We start from the raw sequence: 20,591 nt of genomic DNA, 5'->3' as shown, positions 1-20,591 counted from the left end.
TAGAGACAAGCGGTCAACTGCCAGGCCGGATACCTGGCAGTGCGCGCTTGCCGCTGCCTTACTGCGATTTGCGAACCCGCAGGTACCACTCGGAGAGCAGTCGTACCTGTTTGTCGGTGTAGCCTCGCTCGACCATGCGTGTGACGAAGTCGTTGTGTTTTTGCTGATCCTCCTTGCTGGCCTTGGCGTTGAAGCTGATGACGGGCAGCAGGTCCTCGGTGTTGGAAAACATTTTCTTCTCAATGACCACCCGCAGCTTCTCGTAGCTGAGCCAAGTGGGGTTCTTGCCGTTGTTGTTGGCACGGGCGCGCAGTACGAAGTTGACGATTTCGTTGCGGAAATCCTTCGGATTGCTGATGCCGGCGGGTTTCTCGATTTTTTCCAGCTCTTCGTTGAGGGCCACGCGATTGAGGATTTCGCCGGTTTCCGGGTCGCGGTATTCCTGATCCTGGATCCAGAAATCGGCGTACAGGACATAGCGGTCGAAGATGTTCTGGCCGTATTCGCTGTAGGACTCCAGATAGGCGGTCTGGATTTCCTTGCCGATGAACTCGATGTAGCGCGGCGCCAGGTATTCCTTGAGGAAGCGCAGGTAGCGCTCACGGGTTTCGGCCTGGAACTGCTCTTGTTCAATCTGCTGTTCCAGCACGTAGAGCAAGTGCACCGGGTTGGCGGCAATCTCGTGGGGGTCGAAGTTGAAAACCTTGGACAGGATCTTGAACGCAAAGCGCGTCGACAGACCGTTCATGCCTTCGTCTACACCCGCCGTGTCACGGTATTCCTGGATCGACTTGGCCTTGGGATCGGTGTCCTTGAGGTTCTCGCCGTCATACACCCGCATTTTTGAGTAGATGTTCGAGTTCTCCGGCTCCTTGAGGCGCGACAGCACGGTAAACTGGGCAAGCATCTTCAGAGTGTCCGGCGCGCAATGGGCCTTGGCCAGGGAGCTGTTGAACAGCAGTTTGTCGTAGATCTTGATTTCGTCGCTGACCCGCAGGCAGTACGGCACCTTGACGATATAGATCCGGTCGATGAAGGCTTCGTTGTTCTTGTTGTTGCGGAAGGTATGCCATTCCGATTCGTTGGAGTGAGCCAGCAGGATCCCGGTAAACGGAATCGCCCCAAGGCCTTCGGTACTGTTGTAGTTACCTTCCTGGGTAGCGGTGAGCAGTGGGTGCAGCACCTTGATCGGGGCCTTGAACATCTCCACGAATTCCATCAGGCCCTGGTTGGCCCGGCACAGTGCGCCCGAATAGCTGTAGGCATCGGCGTCGTTCTGCGGGAATTCTTCCAGCTTGCGGATATCGACTTTGCCCACCAGCGCAGAAATGTCCTGGTTGTTTTCATCGCCCGGTTCGGTCTTGGCCACGCCGATCTGGTTGAGGATCGACGGGTAGAGTTTCACCACGCGGAACTGGCTGATATCACCGCCGAACTCGGCCAGGCGCTTGGTGGCCCAGGGCGACATGATGGTGTTGAGGTAGCGCCGCGGGATACCGAAGTCTTCCTCGAGGATCGCGCCATCTTCCGTGGCGTTGAACAGGCCCAAGGGGGACTCGAAGACGGGCGAGCCCTTGATCGCATAGAAGGGCACCTTTTCGATCAATTGCTTGAGTTTTTCCGCCAGGGACGACTTGCCGCCGCCGACCGGGCCCAGCAGATAGAGGATCTGCTTCTTCTCTTCCAGGCCTTGGGCGGCATGGCGGAAGTAGGAAACGATCTGGTCGATGCATTCTTCCATCCCATGGAAGTCTTCAAAGGCCGGATAGCGGCGGATCACCTTGTTGGAAAATATCCGCGACAGGCGCGAATTATTGGCGGTTTCCACCAGTTCTGGCTCGCCAATCGCCAGTAGCAGGCGTTCGGCGGCAGAGGCGTAGGTGCTGCGGTCCTGCTTGCACAGCTCGAGATACTCCTGAAGCGTGAGTTCTTCCTGCTGTGTGGACGCGAAGCGTTGTTGGAAGTGGCTAAAGATACTCATGACGTCGTCACCTCGCTCGATACGTGGAGCCGACGCCGGATCAATCAGTCGATGCTGGCAGTCATTGGCGCACGCCAATGGCTGTTTTCCCCCCAGAACACCCTGAAACGTTACCGATGACCCGTACGCCGGTGTACCGGCTCTCCCCTGATTCGGATGGCCTGCGCTTAAGGATAGTTCGGAATCCGGGAGGTCAAGGCGCGATGCGCAATTAGTTTGGCTGCGCCGTTCGTCAGAAACGGCGCAAGCCCAAGCGTCACGCGGGGTAGCGGGGTGTGAAAAAAATTATTGCGAATCGCCTGAAGAAATTTCCGCAGGATAGGTCGTACGCCACAGCTCAAACCCGCCGTCCAGGCTATAGACGTCAGAGAAACCCTGGCTGATCAAGTACGCGGCTGCGCTCTGGCTGGAATTGCCGTGGTAGCAGGCGACGATCAACGGCGCATCGAGGTCGGCGGCGCGTATGAAGTCGGCGATGTTGACGTTGTCCAGATGCTGCGCGCCGCTGATGTGGGCGGCGGCGTAAGTAGGCTGGTCGCGGATGTCGACGACTACAGCACCTTGCTCGCGCAGGGCCTGGGCTTGTTCGGGGGGGATACGTTTGAATTCGGTCATGGCGGGCTCCTATGGCTTGGTGGCGGCCGGCTGGGTAATGGAAAGGGGGGATTCGCACTGGCAGTCGTGGCGCTCGCCCGTGTCGATGTTCATCAGGGTCATGGCGCCGCCCCACACGCAACCGGTGTCGAGGGCGAACACGCCGGGCTCATCGCACTTGCCTTCCAGCGCGGCCCAATGACCAAAGATGATCTTCGTGTCACGGGTCTTGCGTTCCTTGTAGGCGAACCAGGGCTTATAGCCGGGGAGGGCGCTGTCGGCACCTTCCTTGCTCTTGAGGTCCAGTTTGCCTTCGGCCGTGCAGAAGCGCATGCGTGTGAAATAGTTGGTGATCACTCGCAGGCGGGCGACGCCGGTGAGCTCGTTGTCCCACTTCACCGGGTCGTTGCCATACATGCCGTCGAGGTAAGCGGTGTACAGGTTGTCATCGGCCAATGCACTTTCAACTTCGGCGGCGCACTTGAGGGCTTTTTTCAGCGTCCACTGCGGCGGGATACCGGCATGCACCAAGGCCATGTTGCGGTCCTCGTCGTAGTGCATGAGTTTTTGCCGGCGCAGCCAGTCGAGCAGTTGAGCGCGGTCCGGGGCTTCGAGGATTTCCCGCAGGGTGTCACCTTTTTTGAGGCGCTCGATGTTGTTGCCGGCGGCAAGCAAGTGCAGGTCATGGTTGCCCAGCACGCATACCAAAGAATCACGCAGGCTATAGAGGTAGCGCAGGGTTTCCAGGGACTGGGGGCCGCGGTTGACCAGGTCGCCCACCAACCACAAGCGATCATTTGCGGGGTCGAAGGCTACGCGATCCAGCAGGCGCTTGAGAGGGGCCAGGCAGCCTTGCAGGTCGCCGACAGCATACGTCGCCATCAGTGCAGGGCTCCTGGCACGGCCAGGCGGAAGGGCTTGATGATTGCATCGAACAGTTGGCCGTCAGTGGCCTTCATTTGATACGAGCCTTGCATGGTGCCGACCTTGGAGGTCATCACCGTGCCGCTGCTATAAGTGTGGCTGGCGCCGCTGTCGATCAACGGTTGCTGGCCGACAACGCCTGCCCCGCGCACTTCCTCGACCTGGCCGTCGCCATCGGTGATGACCCAGTGGCGCGACAGCAGCTTGGCCGGCACCAGCCCGTTGTTCTTCACTGTAATGGTGTAGGCAAAGGCAAAGCGGTTATGTTCGGGTTGCGACTGGTCCGCCAGGAAGCGGGTGACGACGCTGACGTCTATCTGATAGCGAGGGTCGGACATGCAAGAGGCCTTAAAAGCGAAGGACAGCAGATGCGGATCAGTCTAGGCCAAGAGGAGGGCGCTAGGCCAGACATGTGTCGGGCAGCCGGCAAGCGTTATCGGTATAACGCGGAGCAAATGTGAGAGCGGGCTTGCTCGCGAAGGCGGTGCATCAGTTACACATTTGGTGACTGATACTGCGCATTCGCGAGCAAGCCCGCTCCCACATTGGATTGCATCGAGTTCTTACGGCCTATTCCACTACGGATGCAGGCTGGATGGCAAGTTGGTCGGCCAGGCGTACGAACGCGGCCAGGTCCAGTTGCTCGGGGCGCAGGCTTCCATCAACGCCGGCAGCTTCGATCTCGGCATTGCTCAGCAGGGCCTTGAGGGTGTTACGCAAGGTCTTGCGGCGCTGGTTGAACGCTTCCCGCACCACTCGTTCCAGCAGTTTGTGGTCCTTGGCCGGGTGCGGCAGCACGGCATGCGGCACCAGGCGCACGATGGCCGAATCGACCTTCGGCGGCGGGTTGAACGCGCCCGGACCGACGTTGAACAGGTGCTCCACGCGGCAGTGATACTGGACCATGATCGACAAACGACCCCAATCACCACCGCCAGGGCCTGCGGCCAGGCGCTCCACCACTTCCTTTTGCAGCATGAAGTGCATGTCGCGGATGATTCCGGCGTTGTTCAGCAGGTGGAAAATCAGCGGCGTGGAAATGTTGTACGGCAGGTTACCCACCACCCGCAGGCTGTTGGGCGCAGCGCCAAGGCTGTTGAAGTCGAACTTCAGCGCGTCGCCCTGGTGCAGGTTGAAGTTGGCTTTGCCGGCGAACTGCTGGTTGAGGATCGGGATCAGGTCCTTGTCCAGTTCCACGACGTCCAGTTGCCCGCCGCTGGCCAGCAGGCCCTGGGTCAGCGCGCCCTGGCCTGGGCCGATTTCCAGCAGGCGGTCTTCTGGCTTGGCGTGGATTGAGCGCAGGATGCGATCGATCACGCCAGCGTCGTGCAGGAAGTTCTGCCCGAAACGCTTGCGCGCCCGGTGTTGGTAATGCTCAGTCATATACGGGTCTCGGCCATCTGATAGGCGGTTTCCAGGGCCACGTGCAGGCTGCCGGTATCGATCTTGCCGCTGCCTGCGAGGTCCAGGGCGGTGCCATGGTCGACGGAGGTGCGGATGATCGGCAGGCCCAGTGTCACGTTGACTGCGGCGCCGAAGCCTTTGTATTTCAGCACGGGCAGCCCCTGGTCGTGGTACATCGCCAGCACTGCATCGCAGTGCTCCAGATATTTGGGGGTGAACAGAGTGTCTGCAGGCAATGGGCCGCGTAGGTCCATGCCTTCTTGGCGCAGGCGCTCTAGTGTTGGTTCAATGATGTCGATTTCTTCATGGCCCAAGTGGCCGCCTTCACCGGCGTGGGGGTTGAGCCCGCAGACCAGGATGCGCGGTTGGGCAATGCCGAATTTGTGTTGCAGGTCGCTGTGCAGGATGCGCGTGACACGCTCCACACGCTCGGCAGTGATGGCATCGGCGATTTCACGCAGCGGCAAGTGGGTGGTCACCAGCGCCACACGCAGGCCACGGGTGGCGAGCATCATCACCACTTGAGCGGTATGGGTCAGTTCCGCGAGGAATTCGGTATGGCCGGAAAAGGCGATGCCGGATTCGTTGATCACGCCTTTGTGCACCGGTGCGGTGATCATGCCGGCAAAGTCGCCGTCGATGCAGCCTTGGCCCGCACGGGTCAACGTCTGCAGCACGAATGCCGCGTTGGCCGTGTTCAACTGCCCGGCCACCACCTTGGCCTGCAGCGGGGTGTCCCACACATACAGGCTGCCAGCGGGGGCCGCCAGGTCGGGCCAGTTGCCCGGCGCCACCTCCAGCAGGTTGACGGCCACACCCAGCTGCGCGGCCCGCTCAAGGAGCAGGTCGCGGCTGGTAATGGCAATCAGGGGGTGTGGCTGGGGTTGCGAGGCGAGCAGCAGGCACAGGTCTGGACCAATGCCGGCCGGCTCGCCGGGTGTCACTGCGAAACGCTGGGGTTTCACTGGGTTGCCTGGTCGGTGCCTGTTTGCTCGGCGCCTGGCAGCTTGTTCTCTACATACGCTTCGTCACGGATCTGACGCAGCCAGGTTTGCAGCTCTTCGTCGTATTTGCGGTTACGCAGTACGGTCAGGGCTTGCTGCTCGCGGGCCTGGGTGGTGTTATCCGTGGCGCGACGGCCAAGGACTTCCAAGACATGCCAACCGTATTGGGTCTTGAACGGCTTGGACAATACGCCTTGTGGCGTGTCGGCCATGACCTGCTGGAATTCGGGCACCAGTGCCCTCGGGTCGATCCAGTTCAGGTCGCCGCCGTTAAGGGCAGAGCCTGGGTCTTCCGAGAAGCTTTTAGCCAGGGTGGCGAAGTCTTCACCGCTTTCAATGCGGTCATAGATCTTCTGGGCCAGTTCCTTGGTTTGTGTTTCGGTGCGGATTTCGCTCGGTTTGACCAGGATGTGACGAACATGAACTTCGTCTTTCAACGAGGTTTCGCCGCCGCGACGTTCCAGTAGCTTGAGGATGATGAAACCACCCGGGGTTCGGGCTGGCTGGGTAATGCCGCCGACTTCCATGGCGCTCAATTCGCGATCAAACGGAGGTGGCAATTGAGCCGCTTTACGCCAGCCCATGTCACCGCCTTCGAGGGCGTTATCGCTGCCGGACTGAGCAATGGCCATCTGGGCAAAATCTGCACCCGCTTTCAGGCGCTCGTAGATCGCCTGGGTTTTAGCGGCGGCGGCATTGAGCTGCTCAGAGTTGGCCCCGTCCGGGGTTGGAATCAGGATATTGGCCAAGTGCAACTCTTCGGAGAGCTGCATCTTGCCCAGGTCCGAAGCCAGGAAGTTCTTCACTTCCTGCTCGGACACCTGAACCCGTTCGGCCACACGGCGCTGGCGCACACGGCTGATGATCATTTCGCGCTTGATCTGGTCACGGGCGTCCTCATAGGACAGGCCATCGTGGGCCAGGGCTGCGCGGAACTGATCAATGCTCATGTTGTTGCGTTGAGCAATGGTGCCAACAGCCTGGTTCAGTTCCTCGTCCGAAATACGGATGCCGGAACGTTCGCCAATCTGCAGTTGCAGGTTTTCGACGATCAGGCGTTCCAGTACCTGAGATTCCAGGACGCTGGTCGGTGGCACCCCACCGCCACGTTTGGCGATGGTCTGCTGAACTTCCTTGACCCGCTGGTCCAGCTGGCTCTGCATGATCACGTCGTTGTCGACGATGGCCGCTACTTTATCCAGCTGTTGAACTGCGGCGTGTGCCGAAACAGTACCCAGGAACAGCGCGCCCAGCACTAGCGGGCGCAAACACTCAGAAAGCTTTGTCTTCACGTTCACGATAACCTTCAATGCCTTTGTCGAGGAAGCTCTCTACCTTGGCGCCGGTCAGGCCGCCGAGTCCTTTGAGGACGATCTGGAAGAAGAGCCCGTGGTCACCCTTTTCGTTGAGCGGGGCGATCTGGCTGTACTCGTCGTTGGAAACCCAGTAGCGGTTGATGACGCGCAGTTTCCAGCAGCAGTTGTCGTACTCGAAACCACCGAAGGCTTCCAGGGTGCGGTTGCGTGCATAGTCATACTGCCAGCGAGTGATCAAATTCCACTGCGGAATGATCGGCCACATCATCGAGAAGTCGTGTTGCTGGATTTTGTAGTAATCCTTCACGTAGTTCTCTTGACCTGGCGTGCCGTAGTCCCCACCGAACTGCCATTTGCCGGTCAGTTGGTTGTAGACCACTTGGTCATTGCGGTAGCGATAGCCGAGGTTGACGACCTTGTTCGGGTTGTCTTCTGGCTGATAGTGGAACATCGCACTACCGGAGCGTGGGGCATGGCTTTCGGTGTCCCAGTTGTAGTCGGCCGTGGCGCGCCAATCGCGGTTGAAGCGGAAAGCGTATTCCAAAGCGATAGGCGAAACGTCGGAGCGTGCATCGTCGCGGTCAGCAGCCAATACACCCGGCAGTTGAACTTCGCGATCCTTGAAATACAGCGCCTGACCGACGGAAACTCGCTGGCGTTCAAAGCCGTTCTCTTCGATCCAACGGCTGGTTACGCCAAGGGATAGCTTGTTCTCATCACCGATTCTATCCGAACCGCTGAAACGATTATCGCGGAACAGGGAGGAGTAGCTGAACGAGTACTCACCCGTGTCGAAGACCGGAATATCGCTTTGATCTTTATTCGGAACATAAAGATAGTAGGCGCGAGGCTCAAGCGTCTGGTTGTAATCCTTGCCGAACCAATTGGTCGTGCGGTCAAAGTAGAGGCCGCTGTCGATGCTGGCAATCGGGACTGCACGGTCTTGTGAGCTTTTGAATACGCCGCCGGCGTAAGGAGCGGCCCCAGGCTGAGCTGCGGCCAGTTGCGCGGCGATAATGTCATTCTTGCCTTTGCTATCCAGGTCAAGGTCATATTTGGTGTAGACGTATTTGAGCTTCGGCGTAATAAAGCCATAGCTCCAGTTCATTGGGTACTCTACAGCGGGTGCTACGTTTAGGCGTGTACCGTTCGCACGGGTCAGGCCGCTTACGTAGTTATCCAGGCGCCGTTCACCGATAGTGCCATCGGAGTTGAACGGCCCGCCGTCTTCATTGACCACATTTCCGTTTCTGAGGTCCCGATCGAATCTTACGGCTTCTGTCTCGTAGGAGAAGTTGAGCCCCCCCGGATGATACGGCAGCTGACCATTAAAGGTGATCTGCGGCAAGCGGTCATACGGAGTAATCTGGGAAATCGTTGCCAGTTGATAGGACTGCAGGTTCACCCGAGCTTGATAGCTATCACCGCGGTAGGTAACCGAGCCTTGCTGGTTCAGGAAGTCCTGGCTCTCTACGCCTTCCTGGTACGACTTCAAATCCTGGAAGTAGAACGGATCACTGATCTTGGTGTAATCGACCTGGGTCGTCAGACGCGAATCCAGCCCACCTTTATGCTGCCAATTGAGCATATATCGGGTCTTTTCGTAATCAGTCTGCTTCTTCCGCTCGTCGCTATCATCATTGAGATACGCCCCACCAAACTGCCCTTCACTCGACTTGGTCAGATAGCGGAATTCGCCCTCCATCAACAAGCCGCGCTTGGTCATGTACTGCGGGTACAACGTGGCATCGTAGTTCGGTGCCAGGTTGAAGTAGTACGGCGTTACCAATGTAAAGCCAGTCTCACTGCCGGTGCTGAAGCTCGGCGGCAGGAAGCCGGATTGACGACGGTCATCGATCGGGAAGTAGATGTACGGGGTGTACAGGATCGGGATGTTCTTGACCCGCAACGTCGCGTTGGTCGCCGTACCGAAACCGGTGGCCGGGTTCAACGTAATGTTGTTGCCCTTGAGCTGCCAGGCGTTGCTGTCCGGCTCGCAGGTGGTGTACGTACCGTCCTTGAGACGGATGATCGCGTTTTCTGCACGCTTGGCGTACAGGGCGTTACCGCGGATGCGTGACTTGTGCATCACGTATTCGGCGTTGTCGATCTGGGCGGCACCGGTGTCGAGCTGGACCTGGGCATGGTCACCCACGATCAGGGCGCCGTTATCGCGCAGGCGCACCTTGCCATTCAGTTCGCCACGGTTCTCCGCCTGGTACAGGCTGGCTTCGTCCGATTCCAGCTGCATGCTGCCCTGGCGCATGACCACGTCACCGGCCAGGGTAGCGACCTGCTGCTCCTGCTCGTAACGAGAAGCCTTGGCGCCGATGAAGGTCGGCGCATCGCTCTTGTTCGTCTTGTCGTTCATGCCAGGACGAGTCGGCTCGATGTAGGCGCCGCCGCAGTAAGGGCCGGTTTCGGCCAGCTGTGCTGCGGTCAGCTTGTCGCGAGGTACCCAGTCAAGGTGGCTGTAGTCGGCACTGCGCGAACGCAGGCCACGGCCCTTGGCTTCGGTGACCAGCATGGTCTTGGGTTCGGCGTCGACGCTGCCGCCAGCTTTGCCTTGCGGCGTGCTGTTGGCCGAGCTGACGGCAGCACCGTCATGCACCGGGCGCGGTGGCAATGGGGCGGCGGCGGTCTTCGGCGCGCAATCCCAGGCACCCGAAGCAGAGACTGAGCAGTCATACTGTTCCGCGGCGACCACGAATGAGGTGGCGAAAGGTTGCAAGGCCAGCAGACTGCCGGTTACCAGCAACGGAAATTTTCTACGAAACGCGGGGGATTTCAATGCCATCTTATTAGTCCGGGCTTCCTGCGTGCCATCTGCCCGCGGTTTGGGCCGCACGCCTCTCGATGGTCTGAAAAAGATGCGTGATAATAAAGCATGCCCCGCTTGACGGCTAGCGCCGTCGGAGACCCTTGTAATGCCCGAGCAAGATCTACGTTTACAACAGCTGGAAGTCTGGCTGGATGAGCAGTTGCCGATCCTCTTCAACGCTCAGGACTGGGGCCCCGTGCCCCCGGCCACATTGACCGCGGCCAGCAGCGACGCGAGTTTCAGGCGTTATTTTCGATGGGAGGGCGGTGCCCATACGTTCGTCGTCATGGACGCGCCACCCCCCCAGGAAAACTGCAAACCTTTCGTCGATATTGCGCATTTGCTCGCGAAATCGGGAATAAATGTGCCAAAAATTTATGCAGAAGATTTGCCCCGTGGCTTTCTTTTGCTCAATGACCTGGGCAGAAAAACCTATCTGGACGTGATTGACGGTGAAAATGCTGATCAATTATTTGCCGATGCCATCGAAGCGCTGCTGGCTTTCCAGCAATTGCCGATGGATGCGCCGTTGCCCAGCTATGACGTGGCCTTATTGCGTCGCGAGCTGGAACTGTTCCCGGAATGGTACGTGCGTCGTCACCTGGGCATCGACCTCGACCCTGAGCAACAAGCCCTCTGGCAACGTGCCAGCCAGCAGTTGATCGACAGCGCCCTGGCCCAGCCCAAGGTGCTGGTACACCGCGACTACATGCCGCGCAACCTGATGATCAGTGAGCCGAGCCCCGGCGTGCTGGACTTTCAGGACGCGGTCTACGGCCCAGTGACCTACGACATCACCTGCCTGTTCAAGGACGCCTTCCTCAGTTGGCCCCAGGCCCGCGTGCGTGAATGGCAGCGCGGCTATTGGCAGCGCGCCGGGCAGTTGGGGATTCCCGTACAGGACGACTTTGAAGAGTTCCTGCGTGCCAGCGACCTGATGGGCGTGCAGCGTCACCTCAAGGTTATCGGCATTTTTTCGCGTATCTGCCACCGCGACGGCAAGCCACGCTACCTGGCCGACGTACCGCGTTTCTTTGCTTATATAGAAGCGGTGCTGGCCGACCGACCTGAGTTGAGTGACCTGGGCGAATTGCTCGCCAGCCTGCGCGAACCTGCTGAGGCCAGCGTATGAAGGCGATGATCCTGGCGGCGGGCAAGGGCGAGCGCATGCGCCCGCTCACCCTGCATACGCCCAAGCCGCTCGTGCAAGCCGGCGGCAAGCGGCTGATCGAGTATCACCTTGAAGCCTTGGCGAAGGCCGGTTTTACCGAGATCGTGATCAACCACGCCTGGCTCGGCGAGCAGATCGAAAGCTACTTGGGCGACGGTGCACAGTTCGGTCTGCGCATCCGCTACTCCCCGGAGGGTGAACCGCTGGAAACGGGGGGCGGCATATTCCAGGCATTGCCGCTGTTGGGCGACGAACCGTTTCTGGTGATCAATGGCGATATCTGGACGGACTACGATTTCACTCAGGTCAAGCAGCCGATCCGGGGCCTGGCGCACTTGGTGATGGTCGACAACCCTGCGCACCACCCGTCGGGCGGGGATTTCTACCTGGATCACGGTGTGCTTCATGATGCCGCGCCCGGTGCCGATAACCTGACCTTCAGTGGCATTTCAGTGCTCGACCCCAAGTTGTTCGCGGGTTGCAGCGCCGGTGCCTTCAAGCTGGCCCCGCTGTTGCGCGAGGCGATGGCCAAAGGTCTGGTAACGGGGGAGCACATGGCGGGACGCTGGGTGGATGTGGGGACGCTGGAGCGACTGGCGCAGGTCGAAACCTTGCTGACAGCGGGGCAGTAGGATGTTGTGGCCAGGGACGCTGATCGGCGCCGGAGCTGGCTTTGCCATTGCCAGTATTCCGGGGGCATTGTTGGGGGCATTGCTGGGGCAGGCCTTGGATCGTCGCTTGCAATTGCACAGTTGGGCGCAGTTACGTGAACGCCTGGGTGGGCGTCCGGCCTTGCGCAACGACGAACTGTTGTTCGTGCTGCTGGGACGCCTGGCCAAGAGTAATGGCCGGGTTGTCGATGGGCATATCCAGCAAGCGCGCCAGGAAATGCGCGCACTGGATATGAGTGAGCCGGCCCAGCGCCGCGCGATCAGCGCCTTCAACCGTGGCAAGTCCGGCAGTGACCGTGTACGCAGTTACCTGCGGGTGCTCAAGACGCAGCCCCATGCGGCGGAAGGCGTGCTGCGCGCCTGTTGGCGCATGGCGTGGGCGGACGGTCGGGCGGATGCTGCCGAGCGCGACCTGATCGACCAGTGGGGCAAGTGGCTGGGCTGGACGCCGCAACAGCTGCAGGCATTGGCGACCGATTACGCGCCGGAGCGCAAGCCAGTGGCCAATCGTGGGGGGGCCTATCAGGAGGCGTTGCGTATCCTGGGGGTGACGGCAACCACTGAGCCTTCGGTGATCAAGCACGCCTACCGCCGCCTGCTCAGCCGTCACCATCCGGACAAGATCGCCGGCACGGGAGCCAGCCCCGCGCAAGTGCGGGAAGCGACTGAACGAACCCGTGAGTTGCATAACGCCTATGCGCTGATTCGCGAGCGGCGCGATTTTCGTTGAGACTATCGCCACTCAACTCCATCTGGGAGGGGCAAGCCCTAATTGTAGGAGCGAGCTTGCTCGCGAAAAACTCCCAGGCGCCGCGTTTATTCAGGAAGCACGCATTATCGTTGACGTTTTCGCAAGTTCGCTCCTACAGAAAGCGATGTTGCCCCCGATAGCGGAGTGTCAGTCTGCGCCGCCCTGTGGGCTCAACCAGCCGCGAACCCTGCGGTATAACTGCTCTTGCTCTGCCGCGCTATTACCGGGCAACACCGTGAGCGACACCTGTTTATAGCTGTCATTCTTCGAGCGCTTGGCCGCCTGGCGTCGCTCCTGAGCGTTTTTGCGGTCCTGGGCGTCTTCTTGATAGAACACATCCGCCGTGGGCACCTTCAAGACCGGCGCCAGTTGTTGCAGGTCTGGTTGGCGAGCCGCAGGCGTCTTGCCGGCCACCATCACCAACCTCTGCACCTGGGAGGGTTGTTTCTCGCTCAGGTAGCGTGCCGCCCACCAGGCCCCGGTTCCATGGCCGAGCAACACCACACTGCGGGCGCTTTGGGTCTGGGCGAAGGCGACGGCGGCGTCGATACGGTCGAAGATGCGCTTGGCGTCGGTCTTGTCCTGCTCATCCGCCCCCGGCACCACCGCCGGGTCAGTGCCTTCGGCCTCGGCACTGGCGGCCTGTTCGACCGGCTTGGCAGCGGTGCTGCCTTCCTTGCTGCTGGTATCGACCGCCGCTTTCGGCGGTTCGATGAGCCGTGGCGGCAGGGTGTCCACACTGACGTCAGGCAATGACAGGCTGAGGGTGCCCCAGGCGGCGTCCGGCAACTTACGCCGCAGAGGCGCGATTGCTTGCGGCCAGTCCGCGTTCTCCCCTGCACCTGGTATGAGGATCACCACACCCTCGGCTTCGGCGCTGTTGGCGGGTTTCCACAGCGCCAGGAACGACTCGCTACCCGCCTGCAATTGCTGTTGCTCTTGCAGCGGCACCTGCCGTTCGAGCGCACTGGCTTCTTGCTGGCTACGCTCGGGCAAGGCCTGGCGTTCAGCCGGTTTTTCGACGGCAGGCGAGGGCGCATCCTCGGCCTGAACAGGCAAGACACTGGTAAACAGGAGTGACAGGCACAGTGCTGGCAGTGCCGAACGGTGAAGAAAAAGCATCGTTGATTCCCGGCCAGAAGTGATTCCAGCAGCCTAATGGGTTGGTCGGTATTTGTCAGGGGTATGAGGCGTGGTTCTCGTTACCAACAAGCTATCGGCGGTTTGTTGGCTGCCTTGATGGGCGCGGCGCGACCATTCAACCAGTGAATGGCAGACAACACGCCAGGTGCGGCTATTCTTGTGCCAGCCCATCATTCATAAGAGGCCGCGCACATGAGTACTTCCTCATTCAAGATCGCCCACAAACTGCTGACCGGTGCAGGTGCCATCGAACAACTGGCTGCCGAACTCACGCGCCTGGATGTGGATAATCCGTTGATCGTCACCGACGCCGCGCTGGTCCAGTCCGGTACCGTGGCGCTGGCCTTGGAGCATCTGGGTGACCGAGCCTACGAAATCTTCGACCGCGTGCTGCCCGATCCGGAAATTGCCATCGTCGAAGACTGCATGCGTGCGTACCGCGAAGGGGGGCATGACGGCCTGATCGGTGTGGGCGGCGGCAGTGCCATCGACATCGCCAAGAGCGTGGCGGCCTATGCCGGTTATCACGGCGCGCTGGCGGACTTGTTTGGCGTCGATCAGGTGCCGCGCAAAGGCCCGCCGTTGATCGCCATCCCCACCACGGCCGGTACCGGCTCGGAGGTGACCAATGTGGCGATACTGTCCGACAAGGCGGCACAGCTGAAAAAAGGCATCGTCAGCGATTACTTGCTGCCGGACGTTGCGCTGATCAGCCCGCAAATGACCTTGACCTGCCCACGCGGTGTCACGGCCGCCAGTGGCGTGGACGCCTTGGTGCACGCCATCGAGTCCTACCTGTCGCTGAATGCCTCGCCGATTACCGACGCCCTGGCCATCGGTGCGATCAAGCTGATTGCCAGCGCGTTGCCCAAGGCTTACGCCAACCCGGCCAACCTGCAGGCCCGTGACGACATGGCCACCGCCAGCCTGATGGCCGGCATGGCCTTTGGCAACGCTGGCGTCGGTGCCGTGCATGCGCTGGCGTACCCGTTGGGTGGGCGCTTCAACATTGCCCATGGCGTAAGCAATGCGCTGTTGTTGCCGTATGTGATGCACTGGAACAAATTGGCCTGCGTCGAGCGCATGCAGGACATCGCCCAGGCCATGGGCGTCAATATCGCCGGGCTGAGTGTGAATGACGCTGCTGACCAGGCTGTAGCGGCGATGACGCGGCTGTGTGCGGCGGTGGAGATCCCGTCCGGCCTGCGCAGTTTCGGCGTGCCCGAGGACGCCATCCCGGCCATGGCCAGTGAAGCCGCAGGCATTGAGCGCTTGATGCGCAACAACCCGCGCAAGCTCAGCGCCGCCGATATCGAAAAAATCTACCGCGCAGCTTACTAACCGTTGAGATAGGTCACGGTGCGCGCAGCAAAGCATGAGGTATACAATGCGCGCCATCGTGATTTAGCTCAAAAAAGGTGCGTCATGCAGCCCTTCGTCATTGCTCCATCGATTCTCTCTGCCGACTTCGCCCGCCTGGGTGAGGAAGTGGACAAGGTGTTGGCCGCCGGTGCCGACTTCGTGCACTTCGATGTCATGGACAACCACTACGTACCCAACCTGACCATCGGCCCGATGGTGTGCGCCGCGTTGCGCAAGTACGGCATCACTGCGCCGATTGATGCGCACCTGATGGTCAGCCCGGTGGACCGTATCGTCGGTGACTTCATCGAGGCGGGTGCGACTTACATCACCTTCCACCCAGAAGCTACGTTGCACGTTGACCGCACTTTGCAACTGATCCGCGAAGGCGGCTGCAAGGCGGGTTTGGTATTCAACCCGGCTACTCCGTTGAGCGTGCTTGAGTACGTGATGGACAAGGTCGACATGGTCTTGCTGATGAGCGTCAACCCAGGCTTCGGCGGGCAGAAGTTCATCCCTGGTACTTTGAACAAGCTGCGTGAGGCCCGTGCGCTGATCGATGCGTCGGGGCGTGACATTCGCCTGGAGATCGACGGCGGGGTCAACGTCAACAATATTCGTGAGATCGCCGCAGCGGGTGCCGATACCTTCGTGGCTGGCTCGGCGATCTTCAACGCCCCGGACTACCAGGCTGTCATCGACAAGATGCGTGCCGAACTGGCGCTGGCGCGTCCATGAGCGGTTTTGAGCAGTTGTTCCCCGGCAAATTGCCACGGCTGGTGATGTTCGATCTGGACGGTACCTTGATCGACTCGGTGCCTGACCTGGCGGCCGCGGTGGACCAGATGCTGCTCAAGCTGGGGCGCAAGCCGGCAGGGGTCGAGTCGGTGCGCGAATGGGTCGGCAATGGCGCACCGATGTTGGTGCGCCGGGCCCTGGCCAACGACATCGATGCCACGGGTGTGGATGAGGTAGAGGCAGAGCATGCCTTGGAACTGTTCAATGCCGCTTATGAAAGCAGCCACGAACTGACCGTGGTTTACCCCGGTGTGCGCGACACCCTCAAGTGGTTGAGCAAGCAGGGCGTGGAAATGGCCCTGATCACCAACAAGCCGGAGCGCTTCGTTGCGCCGTTGTTGGACCAGATGAAAATCGGTCGCTACTTCCGCTGGATCATCGGCGGCGATACCTTGCCGCAGAAAAAACCCGACCCTGCGGCGCTGTTTTTCGTAATGAAAATGGCCAATATTCCGGCATCTCAGTCGCTGTTTGTCGGCGATTCACGCAGTGATGTGCTGGCGGCCAAGGCGGCGGGCGTGCAGTGTGTGGCCTTGAGTTATGGTTACAACCATGGCCGGCCGATTGCGGAGGAGTCTCCAGCGTTGGTCATTGATGACCTGCGACTGCTAATCCCCGGTTGCTTGGGCGCTGGCGCTGAGATAACGTTGCCCGACATTGATTCGTCCCCTTCTGGAAATTCCATCGTGGTGGTCACTCGCAAACTCTGGATGAAAGTCATCAAGGCCCTGGCCCGCTGGCGTTGGCGCGCCTGACTGATCCTTGCCGCGTTTGCGGCACGTTTGCCTACCTGACTGTTTGACCCTCACACCACGAGGCACCTCATGACCCGCGAAGAATTCCTGCGTTTGGCCGCTGCCGGCTATAACCGTATCCCCATGGCTTGCGAAACCCTGGCCGACTTCGATACGCCACTGTCGATCTACTTGAAGCTGGCCGACGAGCCCAACTCCTACCTGCTCGAGTCGGTACAGGGCGGTGAGAAGTGGGGTCGTTACTCGATCATTGGCCTGCCATGCCGCACGGTGCTGCGGGTACACGACCATCATGTGAGCATCACCCATGATGGCGTGGAGATCGAAACCCATGACGTAGAAGATCCGCTGGCTTTTGTCGAAACCTTCAAGGCGCGCTACAACGTGCCGACCATCGCTGGCCTGCCGCGCTTCAATGGCGGCCTGGTGGGGTACTTCGGCTATGACTGCGTGCGCTATGTGGAGAAGCGCTTGGGCAAATGCCCGAACCCGGACCCGCTGGGCGTGCCGGATATTTTGCTGATGGTGTCCGACGCGGTGGTGGTGTTCGACAACCTCGCCGGCAAGATGCATGCGATTGTCCTTGCCGACCCTGCCCAGGCTGATGCCTTCGAGCAAGGCCAGGCCAACCTGGAAGCGCTGCTTGAGAAACTCCGCCAGCCGATCACCCCGCGTCGCGGCCTGGACCTCAGCCGCCCACCTGCGGCCGACCCGGTGTTCCGCTCAAGCTTTACCCAGGATGACTACGAGCGCGCCGTCGATACCATCAAGGAATACATCCTCGCCGGTGACTGCATGCAAGTAGTGCCGTCGCAACGCATGTCCATCGACTTCAAGGCGGCGCCGATTGATCTGTACCGCGCACTGCGTTGCTTCAACCCGACGCCATATATGTACTTCTTCAATTTTGGCGACTTCCACGTCGTCGGCAGTTCGCCGGAAGTGCTGGTGCGGGTTGAAGACAACCTGATCACCGTGCGCCCGATTGCCGGCACGCGCCCCCGTGGCGCGACCGAAGAAGCCGACGTGGCGCTGGAAGAAGACCTGCTCAGCGACGACAAGGAAATCGCCGAACACCTGATGCTGATCGATCTGGGGCGCAACGACACCGGGCGTGTCTCGGAAATCGGCTCGGTGAAACTGACCGAGAAGATGGTCATCGAGCGGTATTCCAATGTGATGCATATCGTGTCCAACGTCACCGGCGAGCTGAAGGCCGGGCTGACGGCGATGGACGCACTGCGGGCGATTTTGCCGGCGGGCACATTGTCGGGGGCGCCGAAGATCCGTGCGATGGAAATCATCGACGAACTGGAGCCGGTCAAGCGTGGTGTCTACGGCGGCGCCGTCGGGTATTTTGCCTGGAACGGCAATATGGACACCGCCATTGCGATCCGCACTGCCGTGATCAAGGATGGCGAACTGCATGTGCAGGCTGGCGGCGGGATTGTGGCGGACTCGGTGCCGGCCCTTGAATGGGAAGAAACCCTGAACAAGCGTCGTGCGATGTTCCGTGCCGTGGCATTGGCAGAGCAAACGCCACAAGACTGAAGCTGGAATAAAAAATGTGGGAGCGGGCTTGCCCGCGATGGCGGTGTGTCACTTGAGATATTCAGTGACTGATCCACCGCCATCGCAGGCAAGCCAGCTCCCACATTTGTTTTGCGCAGTATTTAGAAATCCAGACTGACCCCGACATTGATGCCTTGCTGGGTCAAATTGTCATCCTTCCTCAGGTTATACGCCGCGCGCAGTGCCAGGTCCTGAGTCAGCTTGTGGCTGACACCCAGGCTCAAGCGGTCAGAGTTACTGCGAGGCGTATAGCCGTCCAGCTTGAAGTCGATTCCCTGGACGCTGTTGAGCGAAATGTTCACCTTCTGGGTGTCATTTTCAAACTCATGCTCGTGTGCAACTTCGCCAAAAACCTGGGTTTGCGGCGCGATGCGGTAGCTGCCTTGCAGGCCGACGCCCAGGCGCTTGGAGTCGCGTTGTTGATCATCAAAGGTCAGGGCGGTGGAGCGGCTGTTTTTCTCCGAGTAACCATTGACTTCAACCCGCGCGTAATCGGCGCTGATGAACGGCGACAGGTGCCAGTCGCTGCCCGGTGTGGCGATGTCATACCCCACGCGGCCGCTCAGTGCCCAGAGCCAGCCATCGGTATCACCTTTCTCCGAGCCTTCACTGACACCCAGGGCGAACTTGCGCTTGAGGCTGTCGAAGTCCAGCTTGCCGCCGGTCAATGCGGCATCGGCCCACCAGTGATTTTGCTGATACTGAGCGAAAGCCGTGCCCATATAGCTGTTGAGCTTGTAGTCCGAATCATTGGCACCGGCTTCGAGGGTCTGCCGATACAGGCCAGCGGCAACGCCCACGCGCCAGTTTTCATCGAGCCGGTAGCTGCCACCGATATTCAGGTTGTAGCCGCTGCCGTCGCCACTGGCCGAGCTGCTCTGATCATCGAAATCCAGGCGTTGGCCGCCGCCGGCCACTATGGCGCGCCATTGGCCGACGGCTTGCCAACTGCCGTTGTCTGCTTGCCATTGGTTACGCACCTCGTCCTGGTGGGCGCGCAATGTGCCTTGGGCCATTTCCGGCAGCAAGGTCAGTTCCCACGGCGCGGCGAGTAGCGAATAGGCGTAGTCGGCAATCAAGCGTTGCCCGGCCACAGTCGGGTGGACCGAGTCGTTGTAGATCAGCTTGGTCGGGTCCGGATTGGTACCGCCGATGCCGTAGGTTGGGTTGGCGGTGCAACTGTTGCCGCTGAAGCAGGTGCCGGTCAGGTTCTGGCCGGTGGCGAGGCCGAAGCGGGCCGGATCGGCGAAAGCCTCGTTCAACAACAGCGGGATGTTCAGCGGAATAACCTGCGCATCCACTTGTGACAGGCGCTGTACCAGGGACTGGTTGAAAATATTGCTCAGGGCCGAGGTCGATGCTTGCTGTGGGGTGCCGTTGATGGCCGGCGTCAGCCCCAGGTCGGGTAGCATCCAGACCATGATGTAGCGTGCGCCGGCTTGTTGCAGGGCCTGGGCGCTGTCCGCCAGACGCCCACCTGCGGCGACCGCTTGAGCGGGGCTGAGTACCCGGCCTTGGAGGAAGTCGTTGCCCCCACCGGAAAGGAAGTAGAGCGCGTTCGGGTCAGCTCTCCCACCATTGGCCGGCAAATAGCCCTGCCGGCTGCGCAACACGGTGCCACCACCGGCATTGCCGGGGGGAATCGCAGCATCGGAGACTGAGGTAATAGAGTCGAGGATATTGTCTGTACGGTAACCACCCACTGCCCAGTTGTTCCCGTCTGGCAAACCTTGGGCTGCGCGAACGGGGGAGGTGGAGGCATTCAGGTCATTGGGGGCTACCCCCAATTTGGCACCCAATAGGGTTGAGGAGACCAGGCCGTACTCACCCTGGAAGTTCGCCCCGGTTCGATTGGTAAAGCGCAACGTGGCACCGGCCGAACCGTCGGGAAACTGGCCTGCATCAGCCAGGCTGTCGCCGAAAACCACCATGGTTGAATAAGGTGACGGGGCTGCGAACGCCTGGGCGCAGGCCAATGACAGGAGGCAGCCGGCAAGGGGCGTGAAAAACGCTGGTCTGAGCATGCAAGATTCCATTCGGTTGTTTTTATGTTGGAAGTGAAACACTAGCAAAATTTCTAGCATTTTCTGTAGGGAGATGTGGAATCTGCCTACGTTGGCCCCCGTATTTGCGGCTCCATATTGCACCGCTGGCGAGCCTACGTTACTGTGCCTGAACGTATGAATGAGACCCTCCCCGTGTTGATCATCAGCAAACTCTTGATGCGAGTAGTCAAGGCACACGCCCGTTGGCGTTGGCGCGCCTGACATTTTTCTCTGCCGGCCTGGCCGGACCTGTACCGATTTGCCTTCTTCACCCGTTGC

At 60.1% G+C, this 20,591-nt stretch carries 17 protein-coding genes; 7 read left to right on the top strand and 10 right to left on the bottom strand.

What is annotated here, in order from left to right; genetic code table 11:
* Positions 1 to 58: 58 nt before the first annotated feature.
* The 8 genes from JFT58_RS00170 to JFT58_RS00135 all read right to left on the bottom strand — a co-directional run bounded on the left by JFT58_RS00170 (position 59) and on the right by JFT58_RS00135 (position 10,020).
* Positions 59 to 1,981 (bottom strand): PrkA family serine protein kinase, encoded by a 1,923-nt coding sequence (locus tag JFT58_RS00170; protein ID WP_003194732.1) that lies wholly within the window; start codon positions 1,979 to 1,981, stop codon positions 59 to 61.
* Between the two features lie 285 nt (positions 1,982 to 2,266).
* Positions 2,267 to 2,596: a thiosulfate sulfurtransferase GlpE gene (gene glpE, locus JFT58_RS00165; RefSeq protein WP_034128825.1), complete on the bottom strand. Its 330-nt coding sequence runs from the start codon at positions 2,594 to 2,596 to the stop codon at positions 2,267 to 2,269.
* A gap of 9 nt (positions 2,597 to 2,605) precedes the next feature.
* Complete coding sequence (locus JFT58_RS00160; protein WP_054896796.1) at positions 2,606 to 3,457, bottom strand: symmetrical bis(5'-nucleosyl)-tetraphosphatase; 852 nt, start codon at positions 3,455 to 3,457, stop codon at positions 2,606 to 2,608.
* Positions 3,457 to 3,837 carry a Co2+/Mg2+ efflux protein ApaG gene (gene apaG / locus JFT58_RS00155; RefSeq protein WP_003194726.1) on the bottom strand — a complete coding sequence of 127 codons (381 nt, stop codon included), beginning with the start codon at positions 3,835 to 3,837 and terminating at the stop codon, positions 3,457 to 3,459. The genes JFT58_RS00160 and apaG overlap by 1 nt, the downstream gene beginning before the upstream one ends.
* 232 nt (positions 3,838 to 4,069) lie before the next feature.
* Positions 4,070 to 4,882, bottom strand: a complete 813-nt coding sequence (gene rsmA / locus JFT58_RS00150) for a 16S rRNA (adenine(1518)-N(6)/adenine(1519)-N(6))-dimethyltransferase RsmA (RefSeq protein WP_034128823.1) — start codon at positions 4,880 to 4,882, stop codon at positions 4,070 to 4,072.
* Positions 4,879 to 5,868: a 4-hydroxythreonine-4-phosphate dehydrogenase PdxA gene (gene pdxA / locus JFT58_RS00145; protein ID WP_054896797.1), complete on the bottom strand. Its 990-nt coding sequence runs from the start codon at positions 5,866 to 5,868 to the stop codon at positions 4,879 to 4,881. The genes rsmA and pdxA overlap by 4 nt, the downstream gene beginning before the upstream one ends.
* The gene (locus JFT58_RS00140) at positions 5,865 to 7,199 is read right to left on the bottom strand and encodes a peptidylprolyl isomerase (protein WP_140915329.1); all 1,335 of its coding nucleotides are present in this window, start codon (positions 7,197 to 7,199) and stop codon (positions 5,865 to 5,867) included. Before JFT58_RS00140 ends, pdxA begins: the two co-directional genes overlap by 4 nt.
* A complete protein-coding gene (locus JFT58_RS00135; protein ID WP_054896799.1) occupies positions 7,180 to 10,020 on the bottom strand; it encodes an LPS-assembly protein LptD in 2,841 nt (946 codons plus the stop codon). Before JFT58_RS00135 ends, JFT58_RS00140 begins: the two co-directional genes overlap by 20 nt.
* A 130-nt stretch (positions 10,021 to 10,150) precedes the next feature.
* On the opposite strand from JFT58_RS00135, the gene JFT58_RS00130 reads away from it, so the two are divergent.
* Genes JFT58_RS00130 through JFT58_RS00120 form a run of 3 tightly spaced genes read left to right on the top strand, consistent with a single transcriptional unit; the run spans position 10,151 to position 12,616 of the window.
* The gene (locus JFT58_RS00130; RefSeq protein WP_019817796.1) at positions 10,151 to 11,176 is read left to right on the top strand and encodes an aminoglycoside phosphotransferase family protein; all 1,026 of its coding nucleotides are present in this window, start codon (positions 10,151 to 10,153) and stop codon (positions 11,174 to 11,176) included.
* Entirely contained in the window at positions 11,173 to 11,847 is a 675-nt protein-coding gene (murU, locus tag JFT58_RS00125) for an N-acetylmuramate alpha-1-phosphate uridylyltransferase MurU (RefSeq protein ID WP_054896800.1), read from the top strand. The genes JFT58_RS00130 and murU overlap by 4 nt, the downstream gene beginning before the upstream one ends.
* Position 11,848: 1 nt before the next feature.
* Complete coding sequence (locus JFT58_RS00120; RefSeq protein ID WP_054896801.1) at positions 11,849 to 12,616, top strand: TerB family tellurite resistance protein; 768 nt, start codon at positions 11,849 to 11,851, stop codon at positions 12,614 to 12,616.
* A gap of 168 nt (positions 12,617 to 12,784) precedes the next feature.
* On the opposite strand, the gene JFT58_RS00115 is transcribed toward JFT58_RS00120, so the two are convergent.
* Complete coding sequence (locus tag JFT58_RS00115) at positions 12,785 to 13,759, bottom strand: alpha/beta hydrolase family protein (RefSeq protein ID WP_054896802.1); 975 nt, start codon at positions 13,757 to 13,759, stop codon at positions 12,785 to 12,787.
* A 213-nt stretch (positions 13,760 to 13,972) separates the two neighbouring features.
* Here JFT58_RS00115 and JFT58_RS00110 point away from each other — a divergent pair, with 213 nt between their 5' ends.
* The 4 genes from JFT58_RS00110 to trpE all read left to right on the top strand — a co-directional run bounded on the left by JFT58_RS00110 (position 13,973) and on the right by trpE (position 18,246).
* Positions 13,973 to 15,121 (top strand): iron-containing alcohol dehydrogenase, encoded by a 1,149-nt coding sequence (locus tag JFT58_RS00110; protein WP_003194705.1) that lies wholly within the window; start codon positions 13,973 to 13,975, stop codon positions 15,119 to 15,121.
* Positions 15,122 to 15,205: 84 nt separating this feature from the next.
* Positions 15,206 to 15,880, top strand: a complete 675-nt coding sequence (gene rpe / locus JFT58_RS00105; RefSeq protein WP_003194703.1) for a ribulose-phosphate 3-epimerase — start codon at positions 15,206 to 15,208, stop codon at positions 15,878 to 15,880.
* Positions 15,877 to 16,695 (top strand): phosphoglycolate phosphatase, encoded by an 819-nt coding sequence (locus JFT58_RS00100; RefSeq protein WP_034128815.1) that lies wholly within the window; start codon positions 15,877 to 15,879, stop codon positions 16,693 to 16,695. The genes rpe and JFT58_RS00100 overlap by 4 nt, the downstream gene beginning before the upstream one ends.
* 69 nt (positions 16,696 to 16,764) lie before the next feature.
* On the top strand, positions 16,765 to 18,246 hold the full coding sequence (gene trpE / locus JFT58_RS00095; protein WP_054896803.1) for an anthranilate synthase component I: 1,482 nt from the start codon (positions 16,765 to 16,767) through the stop codon (positions 18,244 to 18,246).
* A 122-nt stretch (positions 18,247 to 18,368) separates the two neighbouring features.
* Here the strand turns inward: trpE and estP are convergent, their stop codons facing one another.
* Positions 18,369 to 20,291 carry an esterase EstP gene (gene estP / locus JFT58_RS00090; RefSeq protein ID WP_054896804.1) on the bottom strand — a complete coding sequence of 641 codons (1,923 nt, stop codon included), beginning with the start codon at positions 20,289 to 20,291 and terminating at the stop codon, positions 18,369 to 18,371.
* Positions 20,292 to 20,591: the final 300 nt, after the last annotated feature.

This window comes from Pseudomonas sp. MF6767, assembly GCF_016405475.1.
In the GTDB taxonomy this organism is placed as follows: Bacteria; Pseudomonadota; Gammaproteobacteria; order Pseudomonadales; family Pseudomonadaceae; genus Aquipseudomonas; species Aquipseudomonas paracarnis.
This window is presented reverse-complemented; position numbering and strand designations above follow the sequence as displayed.

Excerpts from the sequence above, each read along its gene's own strand:
- JFT58_RS00170 (WP_003194732.1), bottom strand. The coding sequence starts at position 1,981 with ATGAGTATCTTTAGCCACTTCCAACAACGCTTCGCGTCCACACAGCAG.
- JFT58_RS00160 (WP_054896796.1), bottom strand. The coding sequence starts at position 3,457 with ATGGCGACGTATGCTGTCGGCGACCTGCAAGGCTGCCTGGCCCCTCTC.
- estP (WP_054896804.1), bottom strand. The coding sequence starts at position 20,291 with ATGCTCAGACCAGCGTTTTTCACGCCCCTTGCCGGCTGCCTCCTGTCA.
- apaG (WP_003194726.1), bottom strand. The coding sequence starts at position 3,837 with ATGTCCGACCCTCGCTATCAGATAGACGTCAGCGTCGTCACCCGCTTC.
- rpe (WP_003194703.1), top strand. The coding sequence starts at position 15,206 with ATGCAGCCCTTCGTCATTGCTCCATCGATTCTCTCTGCCGACTTCGCC.
- JFT58_RS00120 (WP_054896801.1), top strand. The coding sequence starts at position 11,849 with ATGTTGTGGCCAGGGACGCTGATCGGCGCCGGAGCTGGCTTTGCCATT.
- JFT58_RS00110 (WP_003194705.1), top strand. The coding sequence starts at position 13,973 with ATGAGTACTTCCTCATTCAAGATCGCCCACAAACTGCTGACCGGTGCA.
- trpE (WP_054896803.1), top strand. The coding sequence starts at position 16,765 with ATGACCCGCGAAGAATTCCTGCGTTTGGCCGCTGCCGGCTATAACCGT.
- JFT58_RS00135 (WP_054896799.1), bottom strand. The coding sequence starts at position 10,020 with ATGGCATTGAAATCCCCCGCGTTTCGTAGAAAATTTCCGTTGCTGGTA.
- murU (WP_054896800.1), top strand. The coding sequence starts at position 11,173 with ATGAAGGCGATGATCCTGGCGGCGGGCAAGGGCGAGCGCATGCGCCCG.
- glpE (WP_034128825.1), bottom strand. The coding sequence starts at position 2,596 with ATGACCGAATTCAAACGTATCCCCCCCGAACAAGCCCAGGCCCTGCGC.
- rsmA (WP_034128823.1), bottom strand. The coding sequence starts at position 4,882 with ATGACTGAGCATTACCAACACCGGGCGCGCAAGCGTTTCGGGCAGAAC.
- JFT58_RS00130 (WP_019817796.1), top strand. The coding sequence starts at position 10,151 with ATGCCCGAGCAAGATCTACGTTTACAACAGCTGGAAGTCTGGCTGGAT.
- JFT58_RS00115 (WP_054896802.1), bottom strand. The coding sequence starts at position 13,759 with ATGCTTTTTCTTCACCGTTCGGCACTGCCAGCACTGTGCCTGTCACTC.
- JFT58_RS00100 (WP_034128815.1), top strand. The coding sequence starts at position 15,877 with ATGAGCGGTTTTGAGCAGTTGTTCCCCGGCAAATTGCCACGGCTGGTG.